The following is a 17,962-nucleotide window of genomic DNA, read 5'->3' as shown; positions in this document are numbered from 1 at the left end:
ACGAACCTTCCTCTGCTATGCGGAAGAGATGGCGACGCGCGGGATACAGTCAGCGTGTTGGAAAATACGGAAGAGGCCAAGGAAACACTCTAACTTGGTAGAACCCGAATGATCGAGTCTACAGGAGGAGAAGGAATATTCCCGTCGGTAGCACCTATTGGCATTTTCCCAAGGACAGCCCAGTATCGTAAACACCTTTTTTCGTCCCTACGGGTCGCTCCCGCGCTTCGCTTGGGCTGCTTCCTCCACCGGGACAAAATTATTCAATTTTCAAGGTACAAAATCATAAGAGCAACCCTTAAATCAGGAGCTGCTCTTAGCATACAAGGAGGGGCGGCCATGACGGAACAGGGCGTTTTGAAGGTGGCGATGCCCAAGGGGCGGATTTACAAGCAGGCGAGCAAGCTGTTCCGTCAAGCGGGACTGCCCATTCCCGAAGACTTCGACGATTCGCGCCGGCTCATTATTCCGGTTCCCGAAGCGAACATGGAGTTTATTATGGCGAAGCCGGTCGACGTGCCGACTTACGTGGAATACGGTGTGGCGGACATCGGCATCGTCGGCAAGGACGTCCTGATGGAAGAGAACAAGGACGTGTACGAACTGCTTGATCTGGGGATCGCGAAGTGCCGGATGTCCGTCATCGGATTGCCGGGCTGGAAGCCGGTCATTCATCCCCGCGTGGCGACCAAGTATCCGAACGTCGCTTCGCAATATTTCCGCGAGCGCGGCCAGCAGGTGGAAGTGATCAAGCTGAACGGCTCGATCGAGCTGGCCCCGCTGATCGGTCTGGCGGACCGGATCGTCGATATGGTCGAGACGGGGCAGACGCTGAGGGAGAACGGGCTGGTCGAGATGGAGACGATGTTCGCGGTCACCAGCCGGCTCATCGCCAACCGCGTCAGCTATCGGATGCAAAACAACGCCATCCAGGGGCTGTGCGACCGTCTCGGGCGAATGATCGCCGCGGTTCAGAACTAGGACAGCACCTGGAAATAGGACGCATATAGAGAAGCGCCGTTCGCGAAGAAGGAAGGCGAGCGGCCGGGGAGGTCTGAAGGAGATGTATATCGGTTCGGCCAGCGGATTCCGCTTGGAACGGGAGAGCGAATACGGCACGCCCGAGCAGAACGAGGCGGTCCGCGAAATTGTCGACGCGGTTCGCCGCGAAGGCGACGAAGCGCTGCTTCGGTACACGGAGCGCCTCGACAAGGTGAAGCTGCGGCCGGAGCAGCTCAAGGTGACGCCTGAGGAGATCGCGGCCGCGTACGACCGCGTGGAGCCGGAGTTTCTGACGGCGCTGCGTCAGGCGGCGGCGAACATCACGGCGTTCCACGAGAAGCAGAAGCGGTCGTCGTGGATGGACGTGTCGCCGGATGGGACGATGCTCGGCATGGTGCTGCGCCCGCTGAAGCGGGTCGGCCTTTACGTGCCGGGCGGCAAGGCGGCCTATCCGTCGTCCGTGCTCATGAACGTGCTGCCGGCGAAGGTGGCCGGCGTGCCGGAGATCGCGCTCGTGACGCCGCCGGCGACCGGCGGCAGGGAAGGCATCGACCCGTACATCCTGGTCGCGGCCGCCGAGGCGGGCGTGACCGAGATGTACCGGGTCGGCGGCGCGCAGGCGATTGCCGCGCTGGCGTACGGGACGGCGAGCATTCCCGCCGTCGATAAAATTTGCGGGCCCGGCAATATCTACGTGGCGCTGGCGAAGCGCGCCGTGTTCGGCGCGGTCGACATCGACAGCATCGCCGGGCCGAGCGAGATCGTCGTGCTGGCCGACGACAGCGCGGATCCGCGGTTCGTGGCCGCGGATATGCTGTCGCAGGCGGAGCATGACGAGATGGCGTCGGCGGTGCTCGTGACGCCGTCGGAGCGGCTCGCGGCAGCGGTGGCGGCCGAGCTGGACCGCCAAGTCGCGACGCTGCCCCGGCGCGACATCGCGGAGGCGTCGCTAGCGCAGTACGGCGCGATTCTGACGGTAGCCGACCTGGCCGAAGGGGTGGCGGTCGTGAACAAGCTCGCGCCGGAGCATCTGGAAGTGATTACGGAAGACCCGCAGGCGCTGCTGGGCGGCATCGAGAACGCGGGCGCGATTTTCCTCGGACCGTACAGCTCCGAGCCGGTCGGCGATTATTTCGCCGGGCCGAACCACATTTTGCCGACGAACGGAACCGCGCGGTTCTCTTCTCCGCTGAACGTGGACGACTTCGTGAAAAAGTCGAGCTTGATCCGATACAGCCGGGAGGCGCTGCTGCGGGATGCGGCGGGCATCGCCGCTCTGGCCAGACACGAAGGGCTCGAAGCCCACGCGAGAGCGGTGGAAATCCGATTGGAAGGTGGAGAAGCGAAATGACTGTTGGAGGGCGTACGGCCCAAGTGGCCCGCAAAACGAACGAGACGGACATCAAGCTGAGCTTCGGCTTGGACGGAACCGGTTCGGTCCATATCGAGACGGACGTCCCGTTCCTCAATCATATGCTGGATCTGTTCGCGAAGCACGGCCAGTTCGATCTGAACGTGGAAGCCCGCGGCGACGTGGACATCGACGATCATCATACGGTGGAGGACATCGGCATTTGCCTCGGCCAGACGCTGCGTGAAGCGCTCGGGGACAAAGCCGGCATCAAGCGCTACGCGAGCGTGTTCGTGCCGATGGACGAGGCGCTGGCGCAAGTGGTGATCGATGTGAGCAACCGGCCGCATTTCGAGTATCGGGCGGAATACCCTTCGGCGCAGGTCGGCAGCTTCAGCGTGGAGCTGGTGCACGAATTTCTGTGGAAGCTGGCGTTGGAGGCGCGGATTACGCTGCACGTCATCGTGCACTACGGGCGCAACACGCACCATATGATCGAGGCGGTGTTCAAGGCGCTCGGACGCGCCATCGACGAGGCGACCTCGATCGATCCCCGCGTGAAAGGCGTGCCTTCCACGAAGGGAGTGCTGTAAGATGATCGCGATCATCGATTACGGCATGGGCAATCTCCACAGCGTGAGCAAAGCGGTGGAGCGTCTCGGGCGCGAGGCGGTCGTCACGTCGTCGCCGGAGGCGATTCTGGCCGCGGACGGGGCGATCTTGCCGGGCGTCGGCGCGTTCGGCGATGCGATGCGCAATTTGCGCGAGACGGGGCTGGACGCGACGGTGAAGGCGTTCGCCGCGACGGGCAAGCCGCTGCTCGGCATTTGCCTGGGCATGCAGCTGCTGTTCGACGAGAGCGAGGAGCACGGGACGCACGAGGGGCTCGGGCTGCTGCCGGGGCGGGTCGTTCGGTTCCAAGGGAACTATAAGGTTCCCCATATGGGTTGGAACGAGCTGTCGTTCCTGCAAGACAGCCCGCTGTTCGAGGGCCTGACGCCCGGGCACGTCTACTTCGTCCACTCCTACCATGCGCTGCCCGAGCGGCGGGAAGATCTGCTGGCGACGACGGATTACCATCAACCGGTGTCGGCGATCGTCGGACGCGGGTCGGTGTTCGGCATGCAGTTCCACCCGGAGAAAAGCGGCGAGCTCGGCATGGCGCTGCTCGGACGGTTCGTGGCGCTGGTCGATGCGGCGGCGGGCGACCGGGCGGGCTGATCGAGGGCGCGAGCACGCTCGTTGTGGCGTATGGGCGCCGCGGCCGGCGGAACAAGCGGAAAAAACCGTCTTGTTGAAGGGCCAGGCGGCGTGGCCAGCGCAACCATGCGCGTTGATTGACATAGGGAGGTTCAGGCGAAGGATGGCCAACTTTATTATCTATCCCGCCATCGACATCAGGGGCGGCAAGTGCGTTCGCCTGGTGCAGGGCGATTATAACCGGGAGACCGTTTATAACGAGGACCCCGTCGCGGTCGCGAAAGACTGGGAGGCCCAGGGCGGCCAATGGGTGCACCTCGTCGATCTGGACGGCGCCAAAGCGGGGCATCCCGTCAACGACAAACTGATCGGCACGATCGCCTCGGCCGTGCAGGTGCCGGTGCAGGTCGGCGGAGGACTCCGCACGGAGGCGGATGTCGACCGCTTGCTGGGGCTCGGCGTGTCGCGCGTCATTCTGGGAACGGCGGCGATCGAGGATCGCGAGTTCGTGAAGCGCGTCTTGCAGAAGCACGGCTCGAAGGTGGCGATCGGCATCGACGCGCGCGACGGACGTGTCGCCACCCGCGGCTGGTTGGAGACATCCGAGGTGAAAGCCGAGGATCTGGCGGTTCAGCTTGCGGCGGAAGGGGCGGAGACGTTTATTTTCACCGACATCTCCCGCGACGGCATGATGAGCGGACCGAACGTCGAAGCGATCGTCCGCCTGGCGCAAGTGTCCGGCCGTACGGTGATCGCATCGGGCGGCGTCAGCAAGCCGGAGGATTTGGAGCGGCTGGCGGGACACGCCCGGGACGGCGTCGGCGGCGCGATCGTCGGGAAGGCGCTGTATACGGGAACGATTCAGTTGGCGGAAGCGGTACGCCGGTTCGGCGGGAAGAATTGACGGACGCAGCAGATTGCCGATACCGTACGCAGCTCCCACGCGAAAGTGTGGGGTGGTACGACGGCGGTCAGTCAATTGACGAGTTGTTCACGCAGAGCTTATTCACGGTCAGGGACGCCGAATAGATCGGCACCGACTCTGGCTGTAACGGACATAGGATCCGTTATTTCCCGCCTGGAAGGCCGTTCTGAAATTTAACGGACACAGGATCCGTTATTTGCTTCAAACTGAGCCCCAAGCGAGGAAAATTCGAAGGATAGCGGAACCCGTGTCCGTTAGCGCGTCAAAACATCGATTTTTGGGCAAATAGCGGACTGAATGTCCGTTAGCGATTGGCTCCCGCTGGGCAAGATCTCGCTACGGGCAGGGACCAGCCGGGAACGAACTGACGGGAATGCGGCGCGGCGATCGAAAGAGAGTAACTGGATTCCTCACATTAGCGGAAATGCGGAGGAGTCGGCGAAAGAGAGTAACTGAGTTCCTCACATAGACGGAAATGCCGCCATAAGGCGGCCAATGGAGCCAAGCGGCGCTAGGACACGGACGGGCGAACGGCCGAAACCGCGGGCAGAGGAGAAAGGAGGGTTGTCCCGATGCTGGCGAAAAGAATTATCCCGTGCCTGGACGTCAAGGACGGGCGTGTCGTCAAAGGCGTCAACTTCGTCAATTTGCGGGACGCGGGCGATCCGGTGGAGCTGGCGGCGATTTACGACCGCGAGGGCGCCGACGAGCTCGTGTTTCTCGACATATCGGCTTCGGTCGAAGGCCGGGCCACGATGATCGAAGTCGTGCGGCGCACCGCCGGCGAGATCACGATTCCGTTCACCGTCGGCGGGGGCATCTCTTCCGTCGACGACATGAAGCGGCTGCTCCGCGCGGGCGCGGACAAGATCGGCATCAACACGGCGGCGATCCGCCAGCCCGGCCTCATCGAGGACGGGGCGCGCATGTTCGGCGCGCAGTGCATCGTCGTCGCCATCGATGCGAAGTTCAACGCCGAATGGGGCGAATGGGAAGTGTTCACGCACGGCGGCCGGAATCCGACGGGAATCAAGGCGCTGGAGTGGGCGAAGGAAGCCGAACGCCGGGGCGCAGGGGAACTGCTGCTCACCAGCATGGACGCCGACGGCACGAAGGACGGCTTCGATCTGGCGCTGACGAAGGCGGTATCCGGCAGCGTCGGCATCCCCGTGATCGCGTCGGGCGGAGCGGGGAACGCCGGGCACTTTGCCGACGTCTTCGCGGAAGGGCAAGCGGACGCCGCGCTGGCGGCGAGCATTTTCCACTACAAAGAAGTGACGATCCGGGAAGTCAAGGACGCTCTCCGGACGCAAGGAGTGAACGTGCGATGACGGAATTCGCGCTTATGGACCAAATCAAATGGAACGGCGACGGCCTCGTCCCCGCTATCGTGCAGGACGCCGTCAGCAAGGAAGTGCTGATGCTCGCCTATATGAACCGGGAATCGCTGCGGAAGTCGCTTGAAAGCGGCGAGACCTGGTTCTGGAGCCGCTCCCGCGGGGAGCTGTGGCATAAGGGGGCGACATCCGGCCATACGCAGCGCATCCAATCGCTGCGCTACGACTGCGACGGCGACACGCTGCTTGTGCTGGTGCGGCAGAACGGCGCGGCCTGCCATACGGGCGCATATAGCTGCTTCTATCGCGACGCCGACGGAGAGCTCCCGCCGGAGAGCCGGCCCCAGCCGGACCGCTTCGCCGCGCTCAGCGCGCTCGAGGCGACGATCGCGAAGCGCGAGGCCGAACGCCCGGAGGGCTCGTATACGACGTATCTTTTCGACAAAGGTCTCGACAAAATTTTGAAGAAGATCGGCGAAGAGACGGCGGAAGTCATTATCGGCGGCAAAAACGGCGACAAGCAGGAAATTCGCAGCGAAGCCGCGGATCTGATTTTCCACTTGTTGGTGCTGCTCCGGCAACAGAACATTCCGCTCGACGATGTGATGGAGGAGCTTGAATTCCGTCACCGCAAGCCCGTCAAGAAAAACTAAGCCGCTTGAAATCAAAGCGCGTCCGGCTTCGGGCGCGCTTCGTCCCGTTGCGGGGGGACCAGCGTCGGGAAGAGATGGAAAAGGTCCGGAATTCCGCCGCTAACGGTTTCTGACTGGCCCAATCGGGACGATACCGGCTTTGGAATCTTCCCGGAACTCATGTATAATGAAGTCGATTTGTGTAAAATGACGCGAGTCGACCGATCTTTCTGGAGGGGCGCATGTACAGCAGCAGCAAGCTTCGCATTTTCTCAGGGTCCTCGAATCCGTTACTGGCCGAGAATATCGCCGACCAACTCGGGTTGCCGCTGGGGAAAATCAAGCTTTCCCGTTTCAAGAGCGGGGAAGTCTACGTTCACTATGAGGAGACGATCCGCAATTGCGACGTGTTCCTCGTTCAGTCCCTGTCTCATCCCATCAACGAATTTTTTGTCGAACTGCTGGTGATGATCGACGCGGCGAAGCGCGCATCCGCCCGGACGATCACGGTAGTGCTGCCGTACTACGGATACGCCCGGCAGGAACGGAAGGCGGCCCCGCGCGAGCCGATCTCGGCGAAGATGGTGGCGGACGTGCTCACGACGGTCGGCGCGCAACGGGTCGTGACGATCGACCTGCATGCGGCGGCGATCCAAGGCTTCTTCAACATCCCGGTCGACCATCTGACCGCGCTGGATCTGATCAGCGACTACTTGAAGGCGAAGAACATCGCCCGGCCCGTCGTCGTCTCTCCGGACGCCGGAAGAGCTTCCACGGCCGAGAAGCTGGCGAACCAGCTGGATTCTCCCTTCGCCATCATGATCAAGAAGCGCCCGGGGCACAACGAATCGGTCATTACCCACGTCATCGGGGATGTCGAAGGCCAGACTCCGATCATTATCGAAGACCTGATCGACACCGGCACGACGATCGTCAACGTCGTGGAGAGCCTGAAGGAACGCGGCGCCGAGGACGTCTTCGTCTGCGCGACCCATCCGCTGTTCTCCGGAGACGCGCTGCGGAAGCTTGACCACCCCCATATCCGGGAAGTCGTCGTCACCGACTCGATTCAATTGCCGCGGGATTGCTCTCCCCGGTTCAAGACGTTGTCCGTCGCGCCGTTGCTTGCGGAAGCGATCCGCATCATTATGGAGGGCGGCTCGATCAGCACGCTGTTCAAGACCAAAGGCGTTTAATACCATCCCGTACTCATTTGCTCCTAGTCGCCGCTTCCTCCGCGAAGCGGTGTTTTTGTTTTATGGATGGCGCGCGCTGTGTTATAATCGGGTTGACGTATCTCCGGCGCGGCCGGAGCTGCAAACGACACGAGACGACCGGGGAGGTGCCTTGTCTATGAATCAGCGTAAGCGCAAGCAAGCGGTAAACAACAAACGCCCGAAGGTGATTCCGTTTTCGCTCGACGCCACTTTCTTCTTCGAGAGGGCCGTACAGTCGCTGGACCGATTCCATTATGACAAGGCACTGAAGTATTTCCGCCGAGCGGTCGAGTATGAGCCGGACAATCCGGTCAACCACTGCAATATGGCGGGAATCCTCTCCGAGTTGGGCCGTTACGAAGAGTCCAACGACATTTTGCGTTCCGTGCTGGACCGGATCGATCCGGCGATGACGGAGTGCTACTATTATTTGGCGAACAATTACGCCAACATGGAATTGTACGAAGCCGCCGAGGATGCGCTCGTCCGTTATCTGGAGACGGATCCGGAGGGGCAGTTCCTGGAGGAAGCGGACGAACTGCTCGACTTGCTCCATTACGAGCTGAACCGTCCGACGAAGCTGGCGACGATCAAGTCCAGAGAGAACGTCTACAAGCACGACCGGGCCAGAGAGCTGCTGGAAGCGGGCCGCTTCGCGGAAGCGGTGCGCATTCTGGAAGAAATTATCGAGCGGCAGCCTGATTTTCTGGCCGCGCGCAACAATCTTGGATTGGCATACTACTACATGGGACTGTTCGACAAATCGATTCAGACCATCTCCGAAGTGCTCGACGCCGAGCCCGGCAACCTGCATGCGCTGTGCAATCTGGCGATTTTCTACCAGCATTCGAACCAGGGCCCGCAGCTCGGCGGGCTGCTGGAGGTGCTGCGGAAGACCGTTCCGTTCCATCCGGAGCACGTCTTCAAGCTGGCAACGACGCTCGGCATTGTCGGCGAACACCGCGAGGCTTACCGGCACTTCCGCCGGCTGCTTCGCTCGGGCGAGCTGGCGGGCGAGCCCAGTCTGCATCATTTCGCCGCCGTCGCCGCGGCCAACATCGGGCGTTTCGACGACGCCGAGAAGTACTGGCTTCAGGCGCAGCGGCTCGACCCGCAATCGGAGGTTCCGCCGTTCTATCTGAAGAAGCTCGGGGATATGAAGAGCGGCAAGGCCGCTCCCCCGACGCATTATCATTACCATTTGCCCTTCGACGAGCAGTTCCGCAAGTGGGAGCAGTCGCCGGAGCTCGTTCCGGGGGCGCTGAAGCAGGATCCGCTCATTCGCTCCTCCTTCTTCTGGGCGCTTCGCCATGGCGACCGCCGCACGAAGGTGCAGGTTATTCAAGCTTTGGGGCTGGTGGCCGACGAAGAGGTCATCGACGCGCTCAAGGCGTTCCTCGTCGATCCGGAGGAGGAAGACGAGCTGAAGCGGGTGGCCGTGCTCGTGCTCCGTTCGATCGGCGTACACGACGCTCTCACCGTTTCGTTCGGCGGCCGCACGCTGACGCTGGAGCCCCGCCGGAAGACGGCCAGGCTGCCGATATGGGACAGCGCCTGGCAGACGGTGCTGGAGATTGCGATGGAGCGGATGGCCGGGCGCTACGACGTTGTGCAGCAGCACGATATGATGACGCTGTGGGTCGACTATCTGTCGCGCGTTTATCCGCAAGTTCCGAAGCTGCACAATGCAGCCGGCTGGGCGGCGGCGCTCGAATATTGGACGGCCAAGATGCATCGGCAGACGATCACGTACGCCGATCTCGTCAACCGGTACGAAGCCTCGCAGGCGAGCATCAGCCGCTATGCCAACCGCATCGACGAAGCGTGCGGCATCCGCGAGAAGCTGAAGCTGTCCATGGCGTTGTCCACCTTCAAGGAGCAGAGCTAAGCACACGGCTGGCTTGCGGATCGCAGGCTCCACTGTTACAATTTTAATTACAGTTAGTTTGCCAGCCACAGGTTGAGGAGGAGAGAGACAGATGTACAAAAGCGTTATTATCGGAACGGGCCCTGCCGGATTGACGGCGGCCATTTATTTGGCGCGAGCCAATCTGAATCCGCTGGTCATCGAAGGTCCGGAACCGGGCGGCCAGCTGACAACGACCACCGAAGTGGAGAACTTCCCCGGATTCCCGGAAGGGATTATGGGTCCGGAATTGATGGCCAACATGCGCAAGCAAGCGGAGCGCTTCGGCGCCCAATTCCGCTCCGGCTGGATTAACTCCGTCGACTTGTCCAAGCGTCCGTTCACGCTGTCCCTCGAAGGCGGGGAGACGCTGCAAGCCGAGACGCTGATCATCTCCACGGGAGCTTCCGCGAAATATTTGGGCATTCCCGGCGAGAAGGACAACGTCGGCCGCGGCGTCAGCACCTGCGCCACTTGCGACGGCTTCTTCTTCCGCGGGAAGAAGATTATCGTCGTCGGGGGCGGGGACTCCGCCATGGAAGAAGCGAACTTCCTGACCCGGTTCGCGTCCGAGCTGACGCTGGTGCATCGCCGGGACGAACTCCGCGCCTCGAAGATTATGCAGGACCGCGCTCGCGAGAACCCCAAGATCAGCTGGAGCCTGAACCGCACTCCGCTGGAAGTGCTGTCCGGCGAGAACGGCGTCACCGGGCTGAAGGTGCGCAACAACGAGACCGGAGAAGAAGAAATCATCGAAGCGCAAGGCGTGTTCGTCGCGATCGGCCATACGCCGAACACGAAGTTTCTGGGCGGGCAGGTCGAGACCGACGAGCACGGCTACATCATTACGAAGCCGGGATCCTCGGAGACGAATGTGCCGGGCGTCTTCGCTTGCGGCGACGTGCAGGACAACAAATATCGGCAAGCGATTACCGCGGCAGGCAGCGGCTGTATGGCGGCGCTTGACTGCGAGAAGTTCCTGGAAGGCGCGGTTACCCAGGATTGGAGCGTCTCATTAGGGTAAGTCCGGGGGAGCTTCGCTCCCTTTTATCGTGTTGAGCAAAAGCTCCTTCGCCGCCCGAAGACGCCGAAGGCGTTTTTGCTTGATGCTGCCGATTTTCCGCGGACGTTCGATAGCCGATTCGCTGCGGTTGTCCGCCGGCAACGGCGGAATCATCCATTTTCGTTTTATTTGTTATCCCATAACGATCTCGAGGTGTCCATCATGAAGTCCCAAGCTTTATACATTGGCGTCGATCTGGGCGGTACCGCCATCAAAGTCGGTTTGTGCAACGCCGAGGGAGAGCTCATTCGCACGCACGAAGGTCCTACCCAGACGGAGCAGGGCGCCGAGACCGTGCTGAACAACATTGCGGCATACGTCAAGGAGCTCGTCCCTCCGGGCACGCCGGAATGGGAGAACGTTCAGGGCGTCGGAATCGGTATTGCCGGTTTCCTGGACATTCCGGGCGGCATCATCAATTTCTCGCCGAATCTTCCGTTCAAGAACGTGCCGGTTAAGCGGATCATGGAAGAGCAGCTCGGCAAACCGATCAAGATCAACAACGACGCCAATGTAGCCGCCCTGGGCGAAGCCTGGGGCGGAGCCGGCAAGGGGGTGGCGGATTGTGTCTGCTACACGCTGGGAACCGGAGTCGGCGGCGGCATTATCGTGGGCGGCCGTCTCATCGAAGGGTTCAGCGGCATGGCCGGCGAGCTCGGACATATGTCCGTCGTGCCGGATCTGGAAGCGATCCAATGCGGCTGCGGACAGATGGGCTGCCTGGAGACCGTCTCTTCCGCGACCGGCATCATCCGGATGGCCAAGGACGCGGTGGAGCGGGGAGACCGCACCTCGCTGTCGATGGTCGAGAACATTATGGCCAAGGAAGTGTTCGACGCGGCGAAAGCCGGGGACGAAGTGGCCGCGCGCATCGTAAGCCGGGCCGCGTTCTATCTCGGCAAGTCGATGGCGACCGTCGCCGTTGTCGTCAACCCGCAGCGGTTCATTCTCGGAGGCGGAGTGAGCAAGGCGGGAGAGTTCCTGTTCGAGCAAATCCGGGAAGTATTCCGCAAGCTGTCTCCCGAGCGGGCGCATGCCGGAGTGGATATCGTCGCGGCGGAACTGGGCAACAATGCGGGAGTCGTCGGCGCGGCGGGGCTGTTCCTTCACGCTTGACGTCAGAGGCGCCTGCTTCGCCGAGGTCCCGGCGGCCAGGCGCTTTGTTCTACCCGAGCTTGAAGTCCGGCGGCCAGCCGCCGGCAAAGGCGCCAATTCGCAACAGAAGAGGGGACTGTCATGGATAAGATCCTGACCAAGCCGACGCTCGTCATCATCACGGGGATGTCGGGGGCCGGCAAGACGATCGCCGTTCAGAGCATGGAAGACCTGGGCTACTTCTGCGTCGACAATTTGCCGCCCGTGCTCATTCCGAAGTTCGCCGAGCTGATCGACCAATCACAAGGGCGCATCGGGAAGGTCGCGCTGGTCATCGACTTGCGGGGCCGGGAGTTTTTTACCGCGTTGTCCGAATCGCTCGGCTACATCCGCGAGCACTCCTCCATTCATTACGAAATTCTGTTCCTGGACGCGACGGACGCCGTTCTGGTTCAACGCTACAAGGAAAGCCGGCGCCGTCATCCGCTCGCACCGGATGGGAATCTGCTCGACGGCATTCAATTGGAGCGCAAGCTTCTGGAGGATCTCAAAGGGTGGGCCATGCAGGTCATCGATACGAGCAACCTGAAGCCGGCCCAGCTCAAGGAGCGAATCGTCTCCCGATTCTCCAACCTGGACCGCAGCACGATCTCGATCAATGTCACCTCCTTCGGCTTCAAGTACGGCATTCCGATCGACGCCGATCTGATTTTCGACGTCCGTTTTCTCCCCAATCCGCATTACGTGGACAGTCTTCGGCCCAAGACGGGACAGGACCCGGAAGTGTACGATTACGTCATGAAGTGGCAGGAGACCCAGACGTTCCTCGGGAAGCTGCTTGACATGCTGCAATATTTAATTCCGTTATACCACAAGGAAGGCAAGAGCCAGATTGTGATCGGAATCGGCTGCACCGGAGGCAAGCACCGTTCGGTGGCGCTGGCCGAATATCTTGGACGCATGCTCGGCACGAGCGAGACGGAGACGGTGAAAGTCAGCCACCGCGACGCCGAACGAGACCGCCATGGCTGAGGTGAACAGATGAATCCGACCTCATCCGGGTTCCAGGGCCGATTGCCAAGAATCGTCGTCATCGGCGGCGGAACCGGTCTGTCCGTCATGCTGCGCGGCCTCAAGCAGAAGCCGCTCGACATTACGGCGATCGTCACCGTCGCCGACGACGGCGGGAGCTCCGGCATTCTCCGCGAGGAGATGCAGATGCCTCCTCCGGGCGACATCCGCAGCGTGCTGACGGCGCTGGCCGATGCGGAGCCGCTGCTGGCCGATATGCTTTCTTACCGTTTTAACAACGGGAAAGGTCTGGCGGGCCATAGTTTGGGCAACCTAATTCTAGCGGCGATGACCGACATTGCGGGCGATTTTGTCGCGGGGGTCAGGGAGCTCAGCCGCGTGCTGGCCGTCCGGGGCCGCGTGCTTCCCGCAGCGAATCAAGCGATTGTGCTCAAGGCCGAGATGACGGACGGCACCGTCGTCGTGGGCGAATCGTCCATCCCGAAGGCGGGCGGCTCCATCAAACGGGTATTCATCGAACCGGCCGAAGTCGAACCGCTGCCGGAAGCGGTGCAAGCGATCGAACAGGCGGACGCCATTCTGATGGGTCCCGGCAGCTTGTACACCAGCATCATTCCGAACCTGCTCGTGCCCAAGCTGGCGGAAGCGATCGTTCGCAGCGACGCGGTCAAAATTTTCGTCTGCAACGTGATGACGCAGCCCGGGGAAACCGACAATTATACCGTCAGCAATCATTTGGACGCCATTCAGGCGCACATCGGTCATCAACTGTTCGATTACGTCATCGTCAACGACGGGGAAATTCCGACCCAGGTTCACCAAATGTACGCGGAGAAGGGCTCCCGGGCCGTTCACGTGGACATGGAGGAAGTGACCCGACGGGGATACAAAGTGATCGCCGACACGCTTGTGCTGTTCCGGACTTATCTTCGTCACGACGCTTCCAAGCTCAGTCAGCACATTTACCAGCTGGTCTCGGATTGGATGCAGAGAAAGGGGTGAGTGGGCCGTGTCCTTCGCGGCGCAAACCAAGAAAGAGCTTACGATGGTCGAAGCGGAACCGTGCTGTGAAAGGGCGGAGCTGTCCGCGCTCATCCGGATGAACGGCTCGGTGCAGCTAACCAACAAGCGCATCGTGCTCGACATCTCCACCGAGAACGCAGCCATCGCAAGGCGCATGTACACGCTGCTGAAGCGGCATTACGCGGTGCCGACGGAGCTGCTCGTCCGCAAAAAAATGCGGCTGAAAAAAAACAACGTCTACATGGTTCGCGTCCCCGTCGGGGTCGAGCAGCTGCTGTCCGAATTGAAGATCGCCGGCGCCGGGTTCCAGTTCCACCCTTCCATTGACAAGGAGCTGATCCGCAAGCCTTGCTGCAAGCGCGCTTACCTGAGAGGCGCTTTCCTCGCCGGCGGATCGGTCAACAATCCGGAAGGTTCGTCTTATCACCTGGAGATCGCCTCCATGTACGAGGAGCATTGCCGTGCGCTCGTCGAGCTGGCGAACAAGTTCCATCTGAACGCCAGATTCATCGAGCGGAAGAAGGGGTTCATCCTCTACATCAAGGAAGGCGAGAAGATCATCGAATTTCTGAGCATTATCGGCGCACACCAGGCGCTGTTCAAATTCGAGGACGTCCGGATTATGCGGGATATGCGCAATTCGGTCAACCGGATCGTCAACTGCGAGACGGCGAATTTGAACAAGACGATCGGGGCGGCGGTCCGGCAAATCGACAACATCAAGCTGCTGGAGAAAGAAGTCGGATTGGAGAATTTGCCCGAGAAGCTGCGCGAAGTGGCCGAAATCCGGCTCAAGCATCCCGATTTGAACCTGAAGGAAGTCGGCGATCTGCTGAAAGGCCAAGTCAGCAAATCGGGCGTGAACCACCGTCTGCGCAAAATTGACGAGTGGGCCGAAAAAATCCGGAACGGCGGGTCGTAGCGTCTGGCGTAATGGTTCGGAACAATGCTATAATAGATGACAGACCATGCACGGCGGGTCCCGGCAACGGGACGATGAACAAAGATAGGGGGTATCCGTTCCATGACGAAACAGCCGGTGGTTGTTCGGCTTAAAACGGGGCTTCACGCCAGACCGGCGGCTTTATTCGTTCAAGAAGCCAATAAATTCTCCTCCGACGTCTTCGTGGAGAAGGACGACAAGAAGGTTAACGCCAAGAGCATCATGGGGATCATGAGCCTGGCGATCAGCTCGGGCACTGAGGTATCCATCAGTGCGGAAGGTTCCGATGCAGAGCAGGCTGTAACCGCTTTAGTCCAATTAGTCAGCAAGGAAGAACTGGAGAACCAATAAAGCGAGTGAAGCTCAAAGCTCCCGGGAGGGAGCTTTTGGCGTTTTTGCGGGTTTTTGGACGTATGGCGGGATGGGCGGAAAGCCGAAAAGTTTTATTGAAATCCAGGCGGCAGGTGCAACTTTTAGAGTAAAGGAGGCGTCGAGAAGACAAAGCTTGGAAAGGGGATGACAGGCAGGATGGGTACGAAACGAGGGCTGCAGGCTGCGGCGATCGTGCTGGCGGCAGTGCTGGTCGGCTGGTTCGCATTCGGAGGAAAAGGGGAGGTCGGTTCCGTGGCGGCGGAGACGACGGATACGGTGCAGAACACGATCACGGTCGGAGCCGACGGCTCGATCCAGGTCGAGCCGGACGTCGCTTACGTGACGTTCGCCGTGGAGACCCGCGGCAAGACGGCGCAGGAAGCGCAGCAGGCGAATGCCGACAAGTTCGCCGCCGTGGAGAAGACGCTGTACGAGACGTTTGCGATCGAGAAGAAGGACGTACAGACGACGGGCTTCAACGTACAGCCGGAGTACAACTACACCGAGAAAGACGGGCAAGTGCTGAAGGGCTACGTCGCCGACCACGAGCTCAAGGTGACCTACCGCAAGCTCGCCGACATCGGCAAGCTGCTTGACGCGCTGTCGACGGCCGGAGCGAATCGAATGTACGGCGTAACGTTCGGTACGGAGAAGCAGGAGCAGTACGAGCTCGAGGCGTTGAAGAAGGCGATGGCGAACGCGGACGCGAAGGCGGGCGTGCTCGCGTCTTCCGCGAAGCGGCAGCTCGGCAATGTCATCAACATCGTACAGGGCAACGCGGCGTCGATTCCGATCGTTCAAACCGCAGCGGAGTCTAAGGCCATGTTCGACACGGCGGCGAAGTCCCCCGCCACCTCGGTACAGAGCGGGCAGATCGAGATTAAAGTCAGCGTGACGGTTCAGTACGCGATGAAATAAACGGTGTCGAGTAAAACGAGGGCCGGTCCCGAATGTCGGGGCCGGCCTTCGTTGCGTTGCGGCGGCTGGAAAGTCCGGAGTGCTGCGGCGCCTTACCGGCCGGTCACGAGGCGGGCGACGGCTTCTCGTGCCAATTGAACATCAGATGGTACAGCAAGGCGGAGACGATCGAGAGAACCGCCAGCAGCCCGAACGTCGGCGTATAGCCGATTCCCTCGCTGAGCGGAATCGACAGCGGCGCGATCGTGCGGCCGAGCGTGTAGCGAAGGCTGCCCGCCGCGTAATATTGGCCGCGCATATGGTCCGGAGCCAGCCGGGCGATGAACGTCTGCTGGGGACCGGCGGACATGAGTTCCCCCAGCGTGAACAAGGCCATCATGGCGGCAAAGCCCCAGAATGTGGACATCTGCCCGAACAGGAAGATGCTCGCGGCGTAGACAAGCGAGCTGCCGATAAACACGTAGCGGTCGCGCAGCCCGTTCATCCAGCGGGTGACGAGCACCGTAAACAAGGCGACGAGCAGGCCGTTCTCCGAGAGAAGGAAGCCGAACAGCCGCTCTCCGGACAACTGCAGGTTCCAGGAGCCGCCGGGGAAGACGGATACGGCGGAAACCGTGTCTTTGAGGAACACCGGGAACAACAGATCGAGCTGCATAAACGTCTGGGACAGCACGACGCCGGCCACGACATACAGGAGGAAGACGCGGTCGGACGCAATGACGCGGTACTCGGACAGCTGGGTCCAGACAGCCCGATACCAGACCGCTTCGCGTCTTCCGGCCGGATCGGCCCCGCCGCTCGGCCGCGTCTCGGTCAGCTTGCGGCTCAGCAGCAGGGCGAGCAGCACGCAGAAGAGGCCGGCAGCCCCCAGAACGGCGGACGGGTAGTTGACATACAGCAGCGAGCCGAGCAAGGGGCCGATGACGACCGCGATGTTGGAGGACGTATAGAAAATCGCGAAGACGGCGGACTGCTCCTTCTCCGGCACGACGTCCGCCACCATCGCCTGGCTGGCCGGCCAATAGATCGAGCCGAACAGACTGGCGATGGCGAACCCGGCGAAGCCGACCGCCGGCAGGTCGAGCCAGGGCGTCGAGGCCAAGGCGAAAATGCCGTAGCCGCCCCCTTGGCCGACCGAGGCGATCACCATCATTTTTTTCCGCCCGAACCGGTCCGCGCAGTAGCCCCCGAGCAAGTTGGCGAAGACGGACACCACCTGCGACAGCACGAGCAGCACGCCGGCCCAGCTTTTGCCGAACGACTCCGAGAAGGAAATGGACAAGTAAGGGAAGAACGTCCAGAACAGAATGTTTGCGGCCGTCTCCCCACCCAGGCGAATTTTAAGGTTAAGGTCCCAATCTTTTAACTTCATAAAAAGTACGCTCTCCATCAGGAAAATATCCATACATCATAATCCAAACACGCGTTCGTTTTCAAGTGGAAAAAAGAGCAAAAAAAAGACGCCTTCCACAGAAGACGCGCAAATGCAAGTCGTATGTCGTTATGCCTTCAACCGGTGCTCCAACTGGCGCAGCTCGATTGCATCCTCCAACAGCTCGATAAATTCGGAGGATAAGTTCATCTTCTTGGCCTCACGGTACACTTCCAACAAGTGCTCGTCTTTAAGAGGGCGAAGCAGCGACGCCTTGTCGCTGAGGTTTCGCGCGGCAACCATGTTCGGAAAGTCCGCTTCCTGATTCGTTCCGGCCGGGAAGGGCGAGACGCTCCTTGCGCGCGGGACCGGGCGAATCGATTGAGAGTGGCGACTCATGTGGGGATCCCCCCTTTGCGGTATTTCTAGTGGGTAGCTAGATATGGTTGTTTATGGAATGTTTCTTTAACGTAGCATATCACGTGCGGACGAATTAGAAGAGGGGGGATTCAGAGTTTTGAATTTATGTTGACAAGCGTGCGAGAATATGTTATGGCTCCCGGACAAGCGGACG

18 protein-coding genes are annotated in these 17,962 nt (G+C 60.8%); 16 read left to right on the top strand and 2 right to left on the bottom strand.

The genetic code is table 11. The features are described 5' to 3' along the window. Positions 1-339 precede the first annotated feature (339 nt). The 16 genes from hisG to G485_RS0111065 all read left to right on the top strand — a co-directional run bounded on the left by hisG (position 340) and on the right by G485_RS0111065 (position 16,016). Positions 340-981, top strand: coding sequence for an ATP phosphoribosyltransferase (hisG, locus tag G485_RS0111150; RefSeq protein WP_027092626.1), 642 nt, complete (start codon positions 340-342; stop codon positions 979-981). A gap of 82 nt (positions 982-1,063) precedes the next feature. Continuing rightward, complete coding sequence (gene hisD / locus G485_RS0111145; protein WP_027092625.1) at positions 1,064-2,353, top strand: histidinol dehydrogenase; 1,290 nt, start codon at positions 1,064-1,066, stop codon at positions 2,351-2,353. Then, positions 2,350-2,946, top strand: a complete 597-nt coding sequence (gene hisB, locus G485_RS0111140) for an imidazoleglycerol-phosphate dehydratase HisB (RefSeq protein ID WP_027092624.1) — start codon at positions 2,350-2,352, stop codon at positions 2,944-2,946. Before hisD ends, hisB begins: the two co-directional genes overlap by 4 nt. Before the next feature lies 1 nt (position 2,947). After that, the gene (gene hisH / locus G485_RS0111135) at positions 2,948-3,574 is read left to right on the top strand and encodes an imidazole glycerol phosphate synthase subunit HisH (RefSeq protein ID WP_027092623.1); all 627 of its coding nucleotides are present in this window, start codon (positions 2,948-2,950) and stop codon (positions 3,572-3,574) included. Positions 3,575-3,716: 142 nt separating this feature from the next. Continuing rightward, positions 3,717-4,457: a 1-(5-phosphoribosyl)-5-[(5-phosphoribosylamino)methylideneamino]imidazole-4-carboxamide isomerase gene (gene hisA / locus G485_RS0111130; protein WP_027092622.1), complete on the top strand. Its 741-nt coding sequence runs from the start codon at positions 3,717-3,719 to the stop codon at positions 4,455-4,457. 593 nt (positions 4,458-5,050) lie between these two features. Next, positions 5,051-5,809, top strand: a complete 759-nt coding sequence (gene hisF, locus G485_RS0111125) for an imidazole glycerol phosphate synthase subunit HisF (RefSeq protein ID WP_027092621.1) — start codon at positions 5,051-5,053, stop codon at positions 5,807-5,809. Next, a complete protein-coding gene (gene hisIE, locus G485_RS26050) occupies positions 5,806-6,468 on the top strand; it encodes a bifunctional phosphoribosyl-AMP cyclohydrolase/phosphoribosyl-ATP diphosphatase HisIE (protein ID WP_035155769.1) in 663 nt (220 codons plus the stop codon). The genes hisF and hisIE overlap by 4 nt, the downstream gene beginning before the upstream one ends. A gap of 221 nt (positions 6,469-6,689) precedes the next feature. Next, positions 6,690-7,643, top strand: a complete 954-nt coding sequence (locus G485_RS0111110; protein WP_035155766.1) for a ribose-phosphate diphosphokinase — start codon at positions 6,690-6,692, stop codon at positions 7,641-7,643. Positions 7,644-7,800: 157 nt separating this feature from the next. After that, positions 7,801-9,552 (top strand): tetratricopeptide repeat protein, encoded by a 1,752-nt coding sequence (locus G485_RS0111105; RefSeq protein WP_027092619.1) that lies wholly within the window; start codon positions 7,801-7,803, stop codon positions 9,550-9,552. Positions 9,553-9,643: 91 nt separating this feature from the next. Beyond that, positions 9,644-10,594, top strand: coding sequence for a thioredoxin-disulfide reductase (gene trxB, locus G485_RS0111100; RefSeq protein WP_027092618.1), 951 nt, complete (start codon positions 9,644-9,646; stop codon positions 10,592-10,594). 201 nt (positions 10,595-10,795) lie between these two features. Further along, complete coding sequence (locus G485_RS0111090) at positions 10,796-11,749, top strand: ROK family glucokinase (protein ID WP_035155765.1); 954 nt, start codon at positions 10,796-10,798, stop codon at positions 11,747-11,749. Positions 11,750-11,869: 120 nt separating this feature from the next. Further along, positions 11,870-12,760, top strand: coding sequence for an RNase adapter RapZ (gene rapZ / locus G485_RS0111085; protein WP_027092616.1), 891 nt, complete (start codon positions 11,870-11,872; stop codon positions 12,758-12,760). A gap of 9 nt (positions 12,761-12,769) precedes the next feature. Continuing rightward, positions 12,770-13,762, top strand: a complete 993-nt coding sequence (locus G485_RS0111080) for a gluconeogenesis factor YvcK family protein (protein WP_027092615.1) — start codon at positions 12,770-12,772, stop codon at positions 13,760-13,762. A gap of 7 nt (positions 13,763-13,769) precedes the next feature. Then, entirely contained in the window at positions 13,770-14,705 is a 936-nt protein-coding gene (gene whiA / locus G485_RS0111075) for a DNA-binding protein WhiA (protein ID WP_027092614.1), read from the top strand. 102 nt (positions 14,706-14,807) lie between these two features. Next, positions 14,808-15,077, top strand: coding sequence for an HPr family phosphocarrier protein (locus G485_RS0111070; protein WP_027092613.1), 270 nt, complete (start codon positions 14,808-14,810; stop codon positions 15,075-15,077). Positions 15,078-15,254: 177 nt separating this feature from the next. Beyond that, complete coding sequence (locus G485_RS0111065; protein WP_027092612.1) at positions 15,255-16,016, top strand: SIMPL domain-containing protein; 762 nt, start codon at positions 15,255-15,257, stop codon at positions 16,014-16,016. Positions 16,017-16,119: 103 nt separating this feature from the next. Here the strand turns inward: G485_RS0111065 and G485_RS0111060 are convergent, their stop codons facing one another. Then, positions 16,120-17,388 (bottom strand): MDR family MFS transporter, encoded by a 1,269-nt coding sequence (locus tag G485_RS0111060; RefSeq protein ID WP_027092611.1) that lies wholly within the window; start codon positions 17,386-17,388, stop codon positions 16,120-16,122. A 129-nt stretch (positions 17,389-17,517) separates the two neighbouring features. Beyond that, entirely contained in the window at positions 17,518-17,787 is a 270-nt protein-coding gene (sda, locus tag G485_RS30910) for a sporulation histidine kinase inhibitor Sda (protein ID WP_035155761.1), read from the bottom strand. Positions 17,788-17,962 lie beyond the last annotated feature (175 nt).

The organism is Cohnella thermotolerans DSM 17683 (genome assembly GCF_000429825.1).
GTDB lineage: Bacteria > Bacillota > Bacilli > Paenibacillales > Paenibacillaceae > Cohnella > Cohnella thermotolerans.
The sequence above is the reverse complement of the archived record's forward strand: the minus strand, read 5'-3'. Positions and strand labels throughout refer to the sequence as shown.

What these genes read in the sequence shown, in the direction of transcription:
- G485_RS0111105 (WP_027092619.1), top strand. Translation starts at nt 7,801, where the DNA reads ATGAATCAGCGTAAGCGCAAGCAAGCGGTAAACAACAAACGCCCGAAG.
- hisA (WP_027092622.1), top strand. Translation starts at nt 3,717, where the DNA reads ATGGCCAACTTTATTATCTATCCCGCCATCGACATCAGGGGCGGCAAG.
- hisIE (WP_035155769.1), top strand. Translation starts at nt 5,806, where the DNA reads ATGACGGAATTCGCGCTTATGGACCAAATCAAATGGAACGGCGACGGC.
- rapZ (WP_027092616.1), top strand. Translation starts at nt 11,870, where the DNA reads ATGGATAAGATCCTGACCAAGCCGACGCTCGTCATCATCACGGGGATG.
- G485_RS0111065 (WP_027092612.1), top strand. Translation starts at nt 15,255, where the DNA reads ATGGGTACGAAACGAGGGCTGCAGGCTGCGGCGATCGTGCTGGCGGCA.
- hisB (WP_027092624.1), top strand. Translation starts at nt 2,350, where the DNA reads ATGACTGTTGGAGGGCGTACGGCCCAAGTGGCCCGCAAAACGAACGAG.
- hisF (WP_027092621.1), top strand. Translation starts at nt 5,051, where the DNA reads ATGCTGGCGAAAAGAATTATCCCGTGCCTGGACGTCAAGGACGGGCGT.
- G485_RS0111090 (WP_035155765.1), top strand. Translation starts at nt 10,796, where the DNA reads ATGAAGTCCCAAGCTTTATACATTGGCGTCGATCTGGGCGGTACCGCC.
- G485_RS0111110 (WP_035155766.1), top strand. Translation starts at nt 6,690, where the DNA reads ATGTACAGCAGCAGCAAGCTTCGCATTTTCTCAGGGTCCTCGAATCCG.
- G485_RS0111060 (WP_027092611.1), bottom strand. Translation starts at nt 17,388, where the DNA reads ATGAAGTTAAAAGATTGGGACCTTAACCTTAAAATTCGCCTGGGTGGG.
- sda (WP_035155761.1), bottom strand. Translation starts at nt 17,787, where the DNA reads ATGAGTCGCCACTCTCAATCGATTCGCCCGGTCCCGCGCGCAAGGAGC.
- hisD (WP_027092625.1), top strand. Translation starts at nt 1,064, where the DNA reads ATGTATATCGGTTCGGCCAGCGGATTCCGCTTGGAACGGGAGAGCGAA.
- G485_RS0111070 (WP_027092613.1), top strand. Translation starts at nt 14,808, where the DNA reads ATGACGAAACAGCCGGTGGTTGTTCGGCTTAAAACGGGGCTTCACGCC.
- hisG (WP_027092626.1), top strand. Translation starts at nt 340, where the DNA reads ATGACGGAACAGGGCGTTTTGAAGGTGGCGATGCCCAAGGGGCGGATT.
- G485_RS0111080 (WP_027092615.1), top strand. Translation starts at nt 12,770, where the DNA reads ATGAATCCGACCTCATCCGGGTTCCAGGGCCGATTGCCAAGAATCGTC.
- hisH (WP_027092623.1), top strand. Translation starts at nt 2,948, where the DNA reads ATGATCGCGATCATCGATTACGGCATGGGCAATCTCCACAGCGTGAGC.
- trxB (WP_027092618.1), top strand. Translation starts at nt 9,644, where the DNA reads ATGTACAAAAGCGTTATTATCGGAACGGGCCCTGCCGGATTGACGGCG.